This window comes from Escherichia sp. MOD1-EC6021 (assembly GCF_002965245.1).
In the GTDB taxonomy this organism is placed as follows: domain Bacteria; phylum Pseudomonadota; class Gammaproteobacteria; order Enterobacterales; family Enterobacteriaceae; genus Escherichia; species Escherichia coli_F.
Map to the genome: position 1 here is coordinate 24039 of NZ_PTRU01000025.1, position 14782 is coordinate 38820.

General features: G+C 49.7%; 8 protein-coding genes and 2 pseudogenes. 5 read left to right on the forward strand and 5 right to left on the reverse strand.

Annotation, left to right across the window (positions count from 1 at the left end; all coding sequences use genetic code 11):
* Positions 1 to 198: 198 nt before the first annotated feature.
* Complete coding sequence (gene uxaB, locus BEB54_RS21925; RefSeq protein WP_105282279.1) at positions 199 to 1650, forward strand: tagaturonate reductase; 1452 nt, start codon at positions 199 to 201, stop codon at positions 1648 to 1650.
* A 196-nt stretch (positions 1651 to 1846) separates the two neighbouring features.
* Positions 1847 to 2761 (forward strand): bestrophin family protein, encoded by a 915-nt coding sequence (locus BEB54_RS21935; RefSeq protein ID WP_039021838.1) that lies wholly within the window; start codon positions 1847 to 1849, stop codon positions 2759 to 2761.
* Between the two features lie 3 nt (positions 2762 to 2764).
* Here BEB54_RS21935 and tam read toward each other — a convergent pair whose 3' ends face one another.
* The 5 genes and pseudogenes from tam to lsrD all read right to left on the reverse strand — a co-directional run.
* Complete coding sequence (gene tam, locus BEB54_RS21940; protein ID WP_001286550.1) at positions 2765 to 3523, reverse strand: trans-aconitate 2-methyltransferase; 759 nt, start codon at positions 3521 to 3523, stop codon at positions 2765 to 2767.
* Between the two features lie 56 nt (positions 3524 to 3579).
* Entirely contained in the window at positions 3580 to 3870 is a 291-nt protein-coding gene (lsrG, locus tag BEB54_RS21945) for a (4S)-4-hydroxy-5-phosphonooxypentane-2,3-dione isomerase (RefSeq protein ID WP_000558527.1), read from the reverse strand.
* 23 nt (positions 3871 to 3893) lie between these two features.
* Positions 3894 to 4769: a 3-hydroxy-5-phosphonooxypentane-2,4-dione thiolase gene (gene lsrF / locus BEB54_RS21950; protein ID WP_000774178.1), complete on the reverse strand. Its 876-nt coding sequence runs from the start codon at positions 4767 to 4769 to the stop codon at positions 3894 to 3896.
* A gap of 26 nt (positions 4770 to 4795) precedes the next feature.
* Complete coding sequence (gene lsrB / locus BEB54_RS21955; RefSeq protein ID WP_088541886.1) at positions 4796 to 5818, reverse strand: autoinducer 2 ABC transporter substrate-binding protein LsrB; 1023 nt, start codon at positions 5816 to 5818, stop codon at positions 4796 to 4798.
* Positions 5819 to 5829: 11 nt separating this feature from the next.
* A pseudogene (gene lsrD / locus BEB54_RS21960) lies at positions 5830 to 6750 on the reverse strand (autoinducer 2 ABC transporter permease LsrD); the annotation flags it as partial.
* 1 nt (position 6751) lies between these two features.
* On the opposite strand from lsrD, the pseudogene BEB54_RS21965 reads away from it, so the two are divergent.
* From BEB54_RS21965 to BEB54_RS21975, 3 genes and pseudogenes are all read left to right on the forward strand, one after another.
* Positions 6752 to 7135, forward strand: a pseudogene (locus BEB54_RS21965) (sugar-binding domain-containing protein); the annotation flags it as partial.
* A 78-nt stretch (positions 7136 to 7213) separates the two neighbouring features.
* Positions 7214 to 8806: an autoinducer-2 kinase gene (gene lsrK / locus BEB54_RS21970; RefSeq protein WP_105277011.1), complete on the forward strand. Its 1593-nt coding sequence runs from the start codon at positions 7214 to 7216 to the stop codon at positions 8804 to 8806.
* Between the two features lie 529 nt (positions 8807 to 9335).
* A complete protein-coding gene (locus tag BEB54_RS21975) occupies positions 9336 to 14756 on the forward strand; it encodes an ECSE_1600 family autotransporter (RefSeq protein WP_105282281.1) in 5421 nt (1806 codons plus the stop codon).
* Positions 14757 to 14782 lie beyond the last annotated feature (26 nt).

The following is a 14782-nucleotide window of genomic DNA, read 5'->3' on the forward strand; positions in this document are numbered from 1 at the left end:
GGAATGTGTTCTACCACTTTATTGAGCGAATAAAAGGCGTAGTTCCTCGATTAAACCATGATCCGCGCCACACTTTTCTCATAAAACTGCTCATTAATCATCAGGAGTTGATCAAAACAGGGGTTCGGCGTATTAAAGTTTGCTAACCTGTCGTACCAATTCAAACAGGTTGTATGACTAATCAGAAGGGAACCCATTGTGAAAACACTAAATCGTCGCGATTTTCCCGGTGCACAGTATCCAGAACGTATCATTCAGTTTGGTGAAGGTAACTTCCTGCGCGCCTTTGTTGACTGGCAAATCGATCTCCTGAATGAGCACACCGATCTGAATTCTGGCGTGGTCGTTGTTCGTCCGATTGAAACTTCATTCCCGCCGTCATTGAGCACGCAGGATGGTCTGTACACCACCATTATCCGTGGTTTGAATGAGAAGGGGGAGGCGGTCAGCGACGCGCGTCTGATTCGCTCGGTTAATCGTGAAATCAGCGTCTACAGTGAATACGATGAATTCCTGAAACTGGCGCACAACCCGGAAATGCGCTTTGTTTTCTCTAACACCACCGAAGCGGGTATCAGCTACCATGCGGGCGATAAATTCGATGACGCGCCAGCGGTAAGTTATCCGGCAAAACTGACCCGTCTGCTGTTCGAACGTTTTAGCCATTTCAACGGAGCGCAGGATAAAGGTTGGATCATCATCCCATGTGAACTGATCGACTATAACGGCGATGCACTGCGTGAACTGGTGCTGCGCTACGCGCAAGAGTGGGCACTACCAGAAGCATTTATTCAATGGCTGGATCAGGCTAACAGCTTCTGTTCTACGCTGGTGGACCGTATCGTTACCGGTTATCCGCGTGATGAAGTGGCTAAACTGGAAGAAGAACTGGGTTATCACGATGGTTTCCTCGACACCGCTGAACACTTTTACCTGTTTGTGATTCAGGGGTCGAAATCCTTAGCGACTGAGCTGCGTCTGGACAAATATCCGCTCAACGTGCTGATTGTTGACGATATTAAACCGTATAAAGAGCGCAAAGTGGCAATCCTCAACGGTGCACACACGGCGCTGGTGCCGGTGGCGTTCCAGGCAGGGCTGGATACTGTAGGTGAAGCGATGAACGATGCTGAAATTTGTGCATTCGTTGAAAAAGCCATCTACGAAGAGATTATTCCGGTACTGGATTTGCCTCGTGATGAACTGGAATCTTTCGCCAGTGCAGTCACCGGACGTTTCCGTAATCCGTACATCAAGCATCAGCTGCTGTCTATCGCGCTTAACGGTATGACCAAGTTCCGCACCCGTATCCTGCCGCAGCTGCTGGCAGGGCAGAAGGCAAACGGCACACTTCCGGCGCGCCTTACTTTCGCATTAGCGGCATTGATTGCGTTTTATCGCGGTGAGCGTAACGGAGAAACATATCCGGTACAGGACGATGCCCACTGGCTGGAACGTTATCAGCAACTCTGGAGCCAGCATCGTGACGGTGTTATCGGCACCCAGGAACTGGTTGCTATTGTGTTGGCTGAAAAAGACCACTGGGAGCAGGACCTGACGCAAGTGCCTGGTCTGGTCGAGCAGGTTGCTAATGACCTGGATGCGATTCTCGAAAAAGGAATGCGCGAAGCTGTACGTCCGTTGTGCTAATACTCTGAACCCGGTTTCGACCGGGTTTCTTATTTCACTATATTAGTTACAACATCCTATGTGCCTTTATCATTAACAGGTGCCACATGCAGCACCTGTTAATGTTGTAAGCTTGTAGGTAATTTGTAAGTAGTGTCTTGAGAATGTGATCGTAATCACGTTTAATAGGGCGACTTTTCCACGCCTGAAGATAACCATGATCGTTCGTCCACAACAACACTGGCTGCGCCGTATTTTTGTCTGGCACGGTTCAGTATTATCCAAGATATCCTCGCGCTTACTACTCAATTTTCTCTTTTCTATCGCTGTTATTTTCATGCTGCCCTGGTACACGCATTTGGGAATCAAATTCACCCTCGCACCGTTCAGCATTCTCGGTGTCGCCATCGCCATTTTTCTTGGTTTTCGTAATAATGCCGGGTACGCCCGTTACGTTGAAGCGCGAAAACTTTGGGGGCAGTTGATGATTGCCTCACGGTCGTTACTGCGCGAGGTAAAAACGACATTGCCGGATTCGGCAAGTGTAAGGGAGTTTGCACGGCTGCAAATCGCCTTCGCCCACTGTTTACGCATGACATTACGCAAACAACCACAGGCGGAAGTGCTGGCACATTATCTCAAGACTGAAGATCTTCAGCGTGTACTGGCTTCAAACACTCCAGCTAACCGTATTTTGTTGATAATGGGGGAGTGGTTGGCGGTTCAGCGACGCAATGGACAGCTTTCAGATATCCTGTTTATTAGTCTTAACGATCGGCTCAACGATATTTCGGCGGTTCTGGCAGGCTGTGAGCGTATTGCCTATACGCCAATTCCTTTTGCCTACACCCTGATTTTGCATCGTACCGTGTATCTGTTTTGCATTATGCTGCCGTTCGCGCTGGTCGTGGACCTGCATTACATGACGCCATTTATCTCTGTGCTGATTTCCTACACTTTTATTTCGCTGGATTGTCTGGCGGAAGAGCTGGAAGATCCGTTCGGTACTGAAAACAATGATTTACCGCTGGATGCCATCTGCAACGCTATTGAAATTGACCTTTTACAGATGAACGATGAAGCAGAAATTCCAGCGAAAATTCTTCCCGATCGTCATTACCAGCTGACGTAATAATTACTCCGTACGCCGGGCAACAATAAACAGACGCGGAAATGCCAGCAGTATCTCTCCGTTCTCTTGCAGTGGATACTGCTCTTCCAGCATCTGATGGTAGCGCGTAAGAAAATGCTGCTGTTCGCTCTCGGTCAGATCCTGTAACCACGGACGTAATCCAGTGGCGGTCACCCAATCGATAATCGCCTGGTGCGACGGCATCTGGTGATAGTAGGTGGTTCGCCAGATATCGACCTCACATCCGGCTTCGCTCAAAATATCGTAGTAAGCATGAACGCCAGCCAGCGGCTCACGCCCGCGATCCGGGTAGTTTTGTTCCCAGGCGACTTCGCGCATGAGCACATGGGTAGGCTCTAGCCAGTTATCTGGCATCTGTACCGCCAGCACGCCCTGCGGACTGAGTAACGAAACCAGATGAGGGAACAGTTCGTAATGGTCGGGCAGCCATTGCAGCGAGGCATTAGCAAAAATCAGATCGAGTGCCTGTTCCGGTTGCCAGTTGCGGATGTCTGCTTCCACGAACTGGCAGTCTGGCAAAGCACTGCGCGCTTCAGCAATCATCGCCGGAGACGAGTCGATGCCTGTTATCCTGGCCGCAGGCCAACGTTGATGCAGCAGGGCGGTGCTGTTACCTGGGCCACAGCCAAGATCGGCAACGTATTCGATATTCTCCAGCGGCACTCTGGCAAGCAGCTCCACCGCCGGACGCGATCGTTCAGCGGCAAAGTGCAGATATAAAGAGGGGTTCCAGTCAGACATATTTTTACTCCCGTCAGCGCGTTACCCCAATTGTAGATAAAACTGATAAATTCGCCTCACGGCATCAACCCATTGAACAGACGTTTTTTACGCGGCCCGGTCATTAAAGATTCCAGTTTTGCGACACAGGTTTTGTAGTGGGGCGTGGTTTTATGGAACGCCACTGCGTCTTCATCTTTATAGGCTTCGTAGATATAAAAGCGCGAATTCACTTCCGGGTCCTGTAAGACATCGAAGCGCAAATTGCCTTCTTCCTGTACCGAGCCCAGGTGGTTCTGGCGAAAAACTTCGATAAACTCGTCAACCTTGTCTTCATGAACGTTAATTTCAACCAGTGTGACGTGCATAATTCTTCTCCTTAAATCCGCAGTTACTGTTTTTCACTCAGATAGAGTTCATATGCCCGATCAGCCGTTTCGTTATGGTGTACCACCGCCTGTACGGCTTTCATCATCGCCACCGGATGGTCAGACTGGAAAATATTACGCCCCATATCCACACCAGAAGCGCCCTGATCGATAGCCTGCCAGCACATTTCCAGCGCCTCGCGCTCCGGTAATTTTTTACCGCCAGCAATAACAATGGGTACCGGACATCCGGCAACAATCCGTTCAAAACCTTTATCGACATAATAAGTTTTGATAATCTGCGCCCCCATTTCAGCGGCGATTCGGGTAGCCAGCGAGAAATAACGTTGGTCGCGCACCATATCTTTGCCCACGCCAGTGACTGCCATGGTCGGCATTCCTACTTTCATTCCGGCATCGACCAGCTGAATAATATTTTTAATCGACTGATGTTCATATTCACTGCCGATATAAACCTGCGCTGCCACCGCGCAACTGTTCAGGCGCACGGCGTCATCCATCGATAACGCCACGGCTTCATTACTTAATTCCGCCAGAATAGAGTTCGCACCAGACGCCCGCAGTACTACCGGCTTATTGGTCGCCGGGGGGACTACGCTGCGCAAAATGCCGCGCGTACACATTAATACATCGGCATGTTCAAACAGCGGGGCGATATTTATATCAATGCGTTCAAGTCCGGTAGTCGGCCCCTGAAAATAACCATGGTCAAAGGCCAGCATCACGGTTTTACCCGTTTTCGGATTAAATATCCGTGATAAGCGTGACTGCATTCCCCAATCCAGCGCACCGCAACCTTTCAGGGTAAAAGGGATATTTTGTTGCGGTTGATCGGTGCGAAAATCTTTACCATCTTTAATATCGTCTAAATCTGCCATAACGTACTCCGGTTAAGTAATGCACATCAGAAATCGTATTTGCCGATATTCTCTTTGTTGAATATCACGCGCTCCGGTAACAGTACGATGCCATTACCATCCGCTTCGTAGTCATAGCCCTGAACGCTGTTTGGCGAGACTTCAACCTGACCTACGCCCTGAATATTCAGCTTGTCGCCCGTTTTCATTGATCCTTTTTTCAATAATGCATCCGCGACATAAACTGAAATTTTGCCTTGCTGAACCACATCCCACAGGCCAAATTCTTTCACCGTGCCGCGCTCTACATACGGACGCATCACGTTTGGCGTACTGAATCCGACAATCGCAACTTTGTCATTTTTCAGGTTTTCTGCGGCTTGTGCGGCAGCGGGCAGGGCGTTGGCGTCCGGGGCGATAATGGCGTCGAGATCGCTATAGGCTTTTAATATTCCTTCTGCGGTTTGTAACGATTTAGTGGCATCGTTATAGCCAAACTGCGTAGTGACAATTTCCCAGCCTGGATGGTCTTTGGCGATTTTCGCTTTCGCCTCTTTCACCCACTGGTTTTGGTCCGTAACGGTGGGGCTTGAGTAGAAAAACGCGACTTTGGCTTTGTCTTTATTCACCTGACGCGCCGCCATATCCACCAACATACCTCCCAACTGGGCGGGCGTTCCCTGATTAATGTAGTAAGAGCGGCACTCCGGTTTGGTATCAGAGTCCCAGGTCAGCACTCTCACGCCACGTTGCATGGCGCGTTTCAGTGCCGGACACAAGCCATCAGGCGAAACCGCAGAAACGATAATGGCGTTATACCCCTGATTGACGAAGTTATTAATCAACTGTACCTGACCAGAAACACTGGGTTCTGTCGGCCCGTCGTAGGTCACATCAACGCCCAGCTCTTTACCCGCTTGTTGTGCGCCGTTGCCACCGCTGGTAAAAAATCCCACGCCAACCAGTTTGGGAATAAAAGCAATACGCTCTGCGGCCTGCACATTCATAGAGATTGCGGCAATGCCAAGAGCGCTAAGTAAGGCGATTTTCTTAAAGCGATGAAGTGTCATGAAGATATCCTTTATGGCAATGGGTTATTGGCCCGACGCGCCAGCCACTCTTTAATTTGCTGGCGATGCAGGCTAACGGAACGACCTACGACAACGACGATAAGCAGCGCACCGGAAAGGGCGCTGGACACCTGATTTGGCACTCCTGCCATTTGCAAACCTTGTTGCAAATATCCCACTAATAAAACCGCAATGGCAGTGCCGATAATCGAACCGGAACCACCATAAATATTGGCACCACCAAGCACCACGGCGGTGATGGCGGGCATCAAAAACGACGCACCGAGATCGGAGCGTGCTGAACCAAAATACGATACCAGCAGCACAGCGGCGACCGCAGACGCCAGCCCCGTCATGGCATAGAGCGCACATAAGGTGCGGTTAACTTTAATCGCGCTATAAAGCGCCACGCGCGGGCTTTGCCCAATCAAAAACACATTACGTCCGGCATGGGTTTTATGCAGCCAGAGCCAGAAAACGAGGAGACATATCAGAAAGATAATCAGCGGAACGGGGAGTCCCAGCACATCCAGGTTAGCGAAATCTGTAAACGCCATCGGGAATCCACCAATACCTTCGTACCCCGTCGCTCCGGCCATCCCGGAAAGCAGCAGAGCGCTTCCGGCAAACAGATACAGCGTGCCAAGCGTAATCACCAGCGGGTTAACTTTGGTATAGATAATTAATCCGGCGTTAATCAGCCCGCACAATGCGCCGAGCAGAAAGGTCAGAAGAATCGCCAGCGGCATCGGCACGCCGCTTTGAAACAGTACGCCTAATGCAATGGCGCACAAGCCGATGGTCGAGCCAAACGAAATATCGATCCCGCCACTGACAATCACCATCGTCAGCGGTAGGGCGACAATGCCAATGCAGATAAAGTCACTGGTGCTGAACAGCAACATATTGAGATCTAACATCCGCGGGTTAATTAATTGCGTCAAAGATGTTCTGTTAGCCGCACAAGCTGCGGATGTGGCGATTGTCGGCATTGGGGCCGTGAGTCAACAAGACGACGCGACGATCATTCGCTCCGGTTATATCAGTCAGGGCGAACAGTTAATGATTGGCCGAAAAGGGGCGGTTGGCGACATTTTAGGCTACTTTTTTGATGCAAAAGGTGACGTTGTCACGGATATTAAAATACATAACGAACTGATTGGCTTACCTTTAAGCGCGCTGAAGACCATTCCCGTCCGGGTTGGCGTGGCAGGGGGAGAAAATAAAGCCGAAGCCATTGCCGCTGCAATTAAAGGCGGCTATATCAACGCACTGGTTACCGATCAGGACACAGCAGCGGCGATTTTACGTAGTTAAATTTGCATGACCTTATTACCGGGAATGATGGAGAACGTATAGAGGAACAGACAGAACGCATAAGCCGAGGATAATCTAATGGCTCGACTCTTTACCCCTTCAGAATCAAAGTACTACCTGATGGCGCTGGATGCAGGCACCGGAAGTATTCGGGCTGTGATATTCGACCTGGAAGGCAATCAAATAGCAGTGGGACAGGCGGAGTGGCGGCATCTGGCAGTACCGGACGTTCCTGGTTCAATGGAATTTGATCTCAACAAAAACTGGCAACTGGCGTGTGAGTGTATGCGCCAGGCGCTGCACAACGCCGGCATAGCCCCGGAGTATATCGCTGCCGTTTCGGCATGTTCGATGCGCGAAGGCATTGTTTTATATAACAATGAAGGAACACCGATCTGGGCCTGCGCCAATGTGGATGCCAGAGCGGCGCGCGAAGTTAGCGAACTTAAAGAACTGCACAACAATACCTTTGAAAACGAAGTTTATCGCGCCACCGGACAAACGCTGGCTTTAAGCGCTATTCCCAGATTACTTTGGCTGGCGCACCATCGTTCTGATATCTACCGACAGGCGTCGACCATCACCATGATCAGCGACTGGCTGGCCTATATGCTCAGCGGTGAACTGGCGGTGGATCCCTCTAACGCTGGCACCACGGGACTTCTTGATCTAACCACCCGTGACTGGAAACCTGCATTGCTGGATATGGCCGGACTGCGGGCCGATATTCTTTCTCCTGTCAAAGAAACCGGCACATTGCTGGGCGTGGTAAGTTCACAAGCGGCGGAACTCTGCGGTCTGAAGGCGGGCACTCCGGTGGTCGTTGGAGGAGGCGACGTGCAACTTGGTTGCCTGGGGTTAGGCGTTGTCCGTCCGACACAAACTGCCGTACTTGGCGGTACATTCTGGCAGCAAGTTGTAAACTTAGCCGCGCCGGTGACAGACCCAGAAATGAACGTGCGCGTTAATCCTCATGTTATTCCTGGCATGGTACAAGCTGAATCTATAAGCTTTTTTACCGGACTCACCATGCGCTGGTTCCGCGATGCTTTCTGTGCCGAAGAAAAACTGATTGCCGAACGTTTAGGCATCGACACCTATACGTTGCTTGAAGAGATGGCAAGTCGTGTGCCGCCTGGGTCGTGGGGCGTAATGCCGATATTCTCCGACAGAATGCGCTTTAAAACCTGGTATCACGCTGCGCCTTCCTTTATTAATTTGTCTATTGACCCGGATAAATGTAACAAAGCGACATTGTTCCGTGCGCTGGAAGAAAATGCGGCGATTGTATCAGCGTGTAACTTGCAGCAAATCGCTGATTTCTCGAATATTCATCCTTCATCGTTAGTCTTTGCCGGCGGAGGTTCAAAAGGGAAATTATGGAGTCAAATTCTCGCTGATGTCTCGGGATTACCCGTCAATATTCCAGTGGTCAAAGAAGCCACCGCATTAGGATGTGCCATTGCAGCTGGCGTCGGTGCCGGAATTTTTTCATCAATGGCAGAAACCGGAGAACGCCTGGTTCGCTGGGAACGGACGCACACACCAGACCCGGAAAAGCATGAACTTTATCAGGATTCACGCGATAAGTGGCAGGCAGTTTATCAGGATCAGCTGGGGCTGGTTGATCATGGACTGACGACGTCGTTATGGAAAGCGCCTGGGTTATAGTTTCATTGACAGCCACATCATGATGACTGTGGCTGTTAGTTTTTGAGTATTGGTATTCTTATTTCCCTTCTTTGGAGCTGGCTTGTTAAATGCCAGCTTGCAGATTCATCGTTCCATCACCAGTACTATATTCAAGGGAAAATTGCTATTTTTCTTAAAGCATTAAGCATAACCCTTATTTTATAGCAAATATTCCTAAAGGCATTAATGGATGAAAAAGGGTTTTAATAAACTTCTGTTTTTAGCAATTAGTGCTATTCTTTGTTAAATATGATGATGATAATCTTCTTATTGAAAGAAACAGTTTTCTTATTAAGCAACAATAACTCATGGTTCATTTTTAAATAAAATAAGAACTATGCAATTTTTAATCTATCGATTCGAAAGTATTAGCAAATTAGCCAAATTGACACCTTCCCACCTCCAACCAACACTCAATACAGACCTCTGACAACTTAATAAGTTTCATTTTTAACGTCTGATGACTCATCTCTTTCGTGGCTGTATTGTTTGTATATGGAGCGTTTATATGAATAGAATCTATCGCGTGATATGGAATTGCACCCTACAGGTATTTCAGGCCTGCTCGGAATTAACTCGCAGGGTAGGTAAAACATCAACGGTTAATTTGCGTAAATCCTCTGGATTGACAACGAAATTCAGTAGATTGACGCTGGGTGTTTTGCTGGCACTAAGCGGTTCAGCGTCTGGTGCGAGTCTGGAAGTTGATAATGGTCAGATTACCAATATTAATACTGATGTTGCTTACGATGCCTACCTGGTTGGGTGGTATGGCACTGGAGTGCTTAATATTTTGGCTGGCGGTAATGCCTCCTTAACCACTATTACTACCAGCGTCATTGGTGGTAATGAGGACTCAGAGGGCACCGTTAACGTTTTGGGTGGCACCTGGCGATTGTATGATAGCGGAAATAATGCAAGGCCTTTAAATGTGGGTCAATCCGGAACGGGGACGCTGAATATTAAACAGAAGGGTCACGTTGACGGAGGATATTTAAGGATAGGTTCTTCGACAGGAGGCGTCGGGACGGTCAATGTTGAAGGAGAGGACTCGGTTCTGACGACCGAATTATTCGAAATAGGGAGTTACGGTACAGGCTCATTAAATATTACGGATAAGGGTTACGTCACGAGTTCAATAGTCGCCATTGTAGGATATCAGGCGAACAGTAATGGTAAGGTTGTCGTTGAAAAGGGTGGCGAGTGGCTAATAAAAAATAATGATTCCTCAATTGAATTTCAAATTGGTAATCAAGGGACGGGCGAAGCAACTATTCGCGATGGGGGGCTGATTACGGCTGAAAATACGATTATCGGTGGCAACCTCACCGGTATCGGAACCCTGAATGTGCAGGATCAAGACTCTGTCATCACGGTACGCAGACTCTATAATGGATATTTCGGTAATGGCACAGTCAACATTTCCAATAATGGACTGATTAATAATAAAGAATATTCATTGGTGGGCGTTCAGGACGGGTCCCACGGTGTCGTCAACGTGACCGATAAAGGGCATTGGAATTTCCTCGGAACGGGCGAAGCTTTCCGCTATATCTATATCGGTGATGCTGGCGACGGTGAACTTAATGTCTCGAGTGAAGGCAAAGTAGATTCGGGAATTATCACTGCGGGGATGAAAGAAACAGGCACAGGCAACATTACTGTTAAGGATAAGAACTCCGTTATCACTAATCTCGGAACTAATCTTGGTTATGACGGCCACGGCGAAATGAATATCAGTAATGAGGGGCTTGTTGTCAGCAACGGAGGAAGCTCACTCGGTTATGGAGAAACCGGCGTCGGGAAGGTTAGCATCACCACGGGGGGGATGTGGGAGGTCAATAAGAATGTCTATACCACTATTGGTGTTGCGGGCGTCGGAAACCTCAATATCAGCGATGGCGGTAAGTTCGTATCGCAAAATATTACTTTTTTGGGCGATAAAGCAAGCGGTATCGGCACACTGAACCTGATGGATGCGACATCATCGTTCGATACTGTAGGTATCAATATCGGTAATTTTGGTAGCGGCATCGTAAATGTCAGTAATGGTGCCACTCTTAATTCAACGGGCTATGGATTTATCGGAGGAAATGCCTCCGGTAAGGGGATAGTTAATATTTCAACGGATAGTCTCTGGAATTTAAAAACGTCATCTACTAACGCCCAATTGCTACAGGTCGGTGTATTAGGCACGGGTGAACTGAATATTACCACCGGAGGTATAGTTAAAGCGCGTGATACACAGATAGCTCTCAATGACAAAAGTAAGGGCGACGTGCGGGTGGATGGGCAGAACTCTCTTCTTGAAACATTCAATATGAACGTAGGGACGACTGGCACAGGTACGTTAACCCTGACGAATAACGGCACGCTGAATGTCGAAGGTGGAGAAGTTTACTTAGGTGTTTTTGAGCCTGCTGTAGGAACGCTAAACATTGGTGCTGCCCACGGTGAGGCTGCGGCAGATGCCGGGTTTATCACCAATGCGACGAAGGTGGAGTTCGGTCTTGGCGAAGGCGTTTTTGTCTTTAATCATACCAATAACAGTGATGCCGGCTACCAGGTCGATATGCTGATTACGGGTGACGATAAAGACGGAAAAGTGATGCATGATGCAGGCCATACGGTGTTCACTGCAGGGAATACTTATAGCGGCAAAACGCTGGTCAATGACGGCCTCCTGACTATTGCGTCACATACGGCAGATGGGGTAACAGGCATGGGTTCGAGTGAAGTAACCATTGCAAGCCCCGGTACGCTCGACATTCTCGCATCAACGAACAGCGCAGGAGATTACACGCTGACCAATGCGCTCAAAGGCGATGGCTTGATGCGAGTGCAGCTGTCATCCTCCGACAAAATGTTTGGCTTTACCCATGCAACAGGAACTGAATTCGCCGGTGTTGCCCAACTGAAAGACAGTACCTTCACACTGGAACGCGACAACACCGCTGCGCTTACTCACGCGATGCTTCAGTCTGACAGTGAAAATACCACATCGGTAAAAGTGGGAGAGCAATCCATTGGTGGACTAGCCATGAATGGCGGTACGCTCACTTTCGATACGGATATACCTGCTTCGACGCTTGCGGAGGGATATATCAGCGTCGATACACTGGTTGTCGGCGCGGGTGACTACACCTGGAAAGGCCGTAACTATCAGGTAAACGGGACGGGCGACGTGCTTATCGACGTGCCTAAACCGTGGAATGATCCCATGGCGAATAACCCTCTGACTACGCTCAATTTGCTGGAACACGATGATAGCCATGTCGGCGTTCAACTGGTGAAGGCGCAAACGGTTATTGGGTCGGGTGGCTCATTAACGTTACGTGATTTACAGGGCGACGAGGTGGAAGCGGACAAAACGTTACACATTGCACAAAACGGAACAGTGGTCGCCGAGGGTGATTATGGATTCCGACTCACGACCGCACCTGGTGATGGTTTGTATGTTAACTATGGGCTGAAAGCGCTGAACATCCATGGTGGGCAAAAGCTGACGTTAGCCGAACATGGCGGAGCCTATGGCGCAACGGCCGATATGTCGGCAAAAATCGGTGGTGAAGGGGATCTGGCAATCAATACGGTGCGACAGGTTTCGCTTTCCAACGGTCAGAACGACTATCAGGGGGCAACCTATGTTCAGATGGGGACATTACGTACCGATGCGGATGGCGCGCTGGGCAATACTCGGGAACTGAACATCAGCAACGCGGCCATCGTCGATCTTAATGGATCGGAGCAGACGGTAGAGACATTCACCGGGCTGATGGGTTCGACTATTTTGTTCAAAGAAGGTTCGCTGACGGTGAATAAAGGTGGGATCAGTCAGGGCGAACTGACAGGTGGCGGAAACCTGAATGTTACAGGGGGAACACTGGCTATCGAGGGGCTTAATGCACGCTACAATGCGTTAACCAGCATTAGCCCAAATGCGGAAGTCAGCCTCGACAATACGCAGGGGTTAGGCAGAGGGAATATTGCCAATGACGGTCTGTTAACGCTAAAAAACGTGACCGGCGAACTGCGCAATAGCATAAGCGGTAAAGGTATCGTGAGCGCAACCGCCAGCACAGACGTAGAGCTGGATGGCGATAATAGCCGCTTTGTGGGGCAATTCAACATCGATGTAGGCAGCGCGCTCAGCGTCAACGAGCAGAAAAACCTGGGTGATGCTTCCGTTATCAATAATGGCCTGCTCACCATCGCCACTGAGCGTAGCTGGGCGATGACGCACAGTATCACCGGTAGCGGCGATGTGACAAAACTGGGGACCGGGATCCTGACTCTTAACAACGATTCCGCGGCGTATCAGGGTACGACGGATATCGTGGGTGGTGAAATTGCTTTCGGTTCCGACTCTGCCATTAATATGGCAAGTCAGCACATTAATATCCATAACAGCGGTGTGATGTCGGAAAATGTCACCACTGCAGGTGATGTGAACGTTATGCCTGGGGGGACACTGCGTGTCGCCAAAACCACTATCGGCGGCAATCTGGAGAATGGTGGCACGGTTCAAATGAATAGCGAAGGGGGGAAACCGGGGAATGTACTGACCGTTAACGGCAACTATACCGGAAACAATGGCCTGATGACGTTCAACGCGACGCTGGGCGGCGATAATTCACCCACGGATAAAATGAACGTGAAAGGCGATACCCAAGGGAACACTCGCGTTCGGGTTGATAACATTGGCGGCGTCGGTGCACAAACGGTCAACGGTATTGAACTCATTGAGGTTGGCGGTAATTCTGCAGGTAACTTCGCGCTGACCACCGGAACTGTCGAAGCTGGGGCTTACGTCTACACGCTGGCTAAAGGGAAGGGGAATGACGAGAAAAACTGGTATCTAACCAGTAAATGGGAAGGCGTAACGCCACCGGATACACCCGATCCCATCAATAATCCTCCTGCTGTGGATCCGGAAGGCCCATCAGTTTATCGCCCGGAGGCCGGAAGCTATATCAGCAACATTGCCGCAGCCAACTCGCTGTTTAGCCATCGTTTACACGACCGTCTGGGTGAGCCGCAGTATACAGATTCACTGCATTCTCAGGATTCGGCAAGCAGTATGTGGATGCGTCATGTCGGAGGGCACGAACGTTCAAGGGCCGGTGACGGTCAGCTAAATACTCAGGCTAACCGCTATGTATTGCAGCTAGGCGGCGATTTGGCGCAGTGGAGTAGCAACGCGCAGGATCGCTGGCATCTCGGCGTCATGGCAGGCTATGCCAATCAGCACAGTAATACTCAGAGTAATCGTGTGGGTTATAAATCGGATGGGCGCATCAGCGGTTACAGCGCTGGGATGTACGCGACCTGGTATCAGAACGATGCGAATAAGACCGGCGCTTATGTTGACAGCTGGGCGCTGTATAACTGGTTTGATAACAGCGTCAGTTCCGATAACCGTTCTGCTGACGACTATGATTCTCGCGGTGTGACGGCCTCTGTTGAGGGTGGATATACCTTTGAAGCGGGAACATTTAGCGGCAGCGAAGGGACGCTGAATACCTGGTACGTCCAGCCACAGGTGCAAATCACCTGGATGGGTGTGAAAGATTCTGACCATACCCGGAAAGACGGAACACGCATTGAAACGGAAGGTGACGGAAACGTGCAAACGCGACTTGGGGTGAAAACCTACTTGAACAGTCATCACCAGCGTGACAATGGTAAACAGCGTGAGTTCCAGCCTTACATTGAAGCGAACTGGATCAACAACAGCAAAGTCTACGCCGTGAAGATGAATGGTCAAACCGTAAGCCGTGATGGTGCGCGTAATCTCGGTGAAGTACGTACCGGGGTTGAGGCGAAAGTAAATAACAACCTTAGCCTGTGGGGGAATGTCGGTGTGCAACTAGGTGATAAAGGCTATAGCGATACTCAGGGCATGCTGGGTGTGAAATATAGCTGGTAAACCGTATAAGCCGCATGTCGAAGATG

Bases quoted from the DNA above. Each gene is read 5' to 3' on its own strand.
- BEB54_RS21975 (WP_105282281.1), top strand. From the start codon at position 9,336: ATGAATAGAATCTATCGCGTGATATGGAATTGCACCCTACAGGTATTT.
- lsrB (WP_088541886.1), bottom strand. From the start codon at position 5,818: ATGACACTTCATCGCTTTAAGAAAATCGCCTTACTTAGCGCTCTTGGC.
- lsrK (WP_105277011.1), top strand. From the start codon at position 7,214: ATGGCTCGACTCTTTACCCCTTCAGAATCAAAGTACTACCTGATGGCG.
- lsrF (WP_000774178.1), bottom strand. From the start codon at position 4,769: ATGGCAGATTTAGACGATATTAAAGATGGTAAAGATTTTCGCACCGAT.
- tam (WP_001286550.1), bottom strand. From the start codon at position 3,523: ATGTCTGACTGGAACCCCTCTTTATATCTGCACTTTGCCGCTGAACGA.
- BEB54_RS21935 (WP_039021838.1), top strand. From the start codon at position 1,847: ATGATCGTTCGTCCACAACAACACTGGCTGCGCCGTATTTTTGTCTGG.
- lsrG (WP_000558527.1), bottom strand. From the start codon at position 3,870: ATGCACGTCACACTGGTTGAAATTAACGTTCATGAAGACAAGGTTGAC.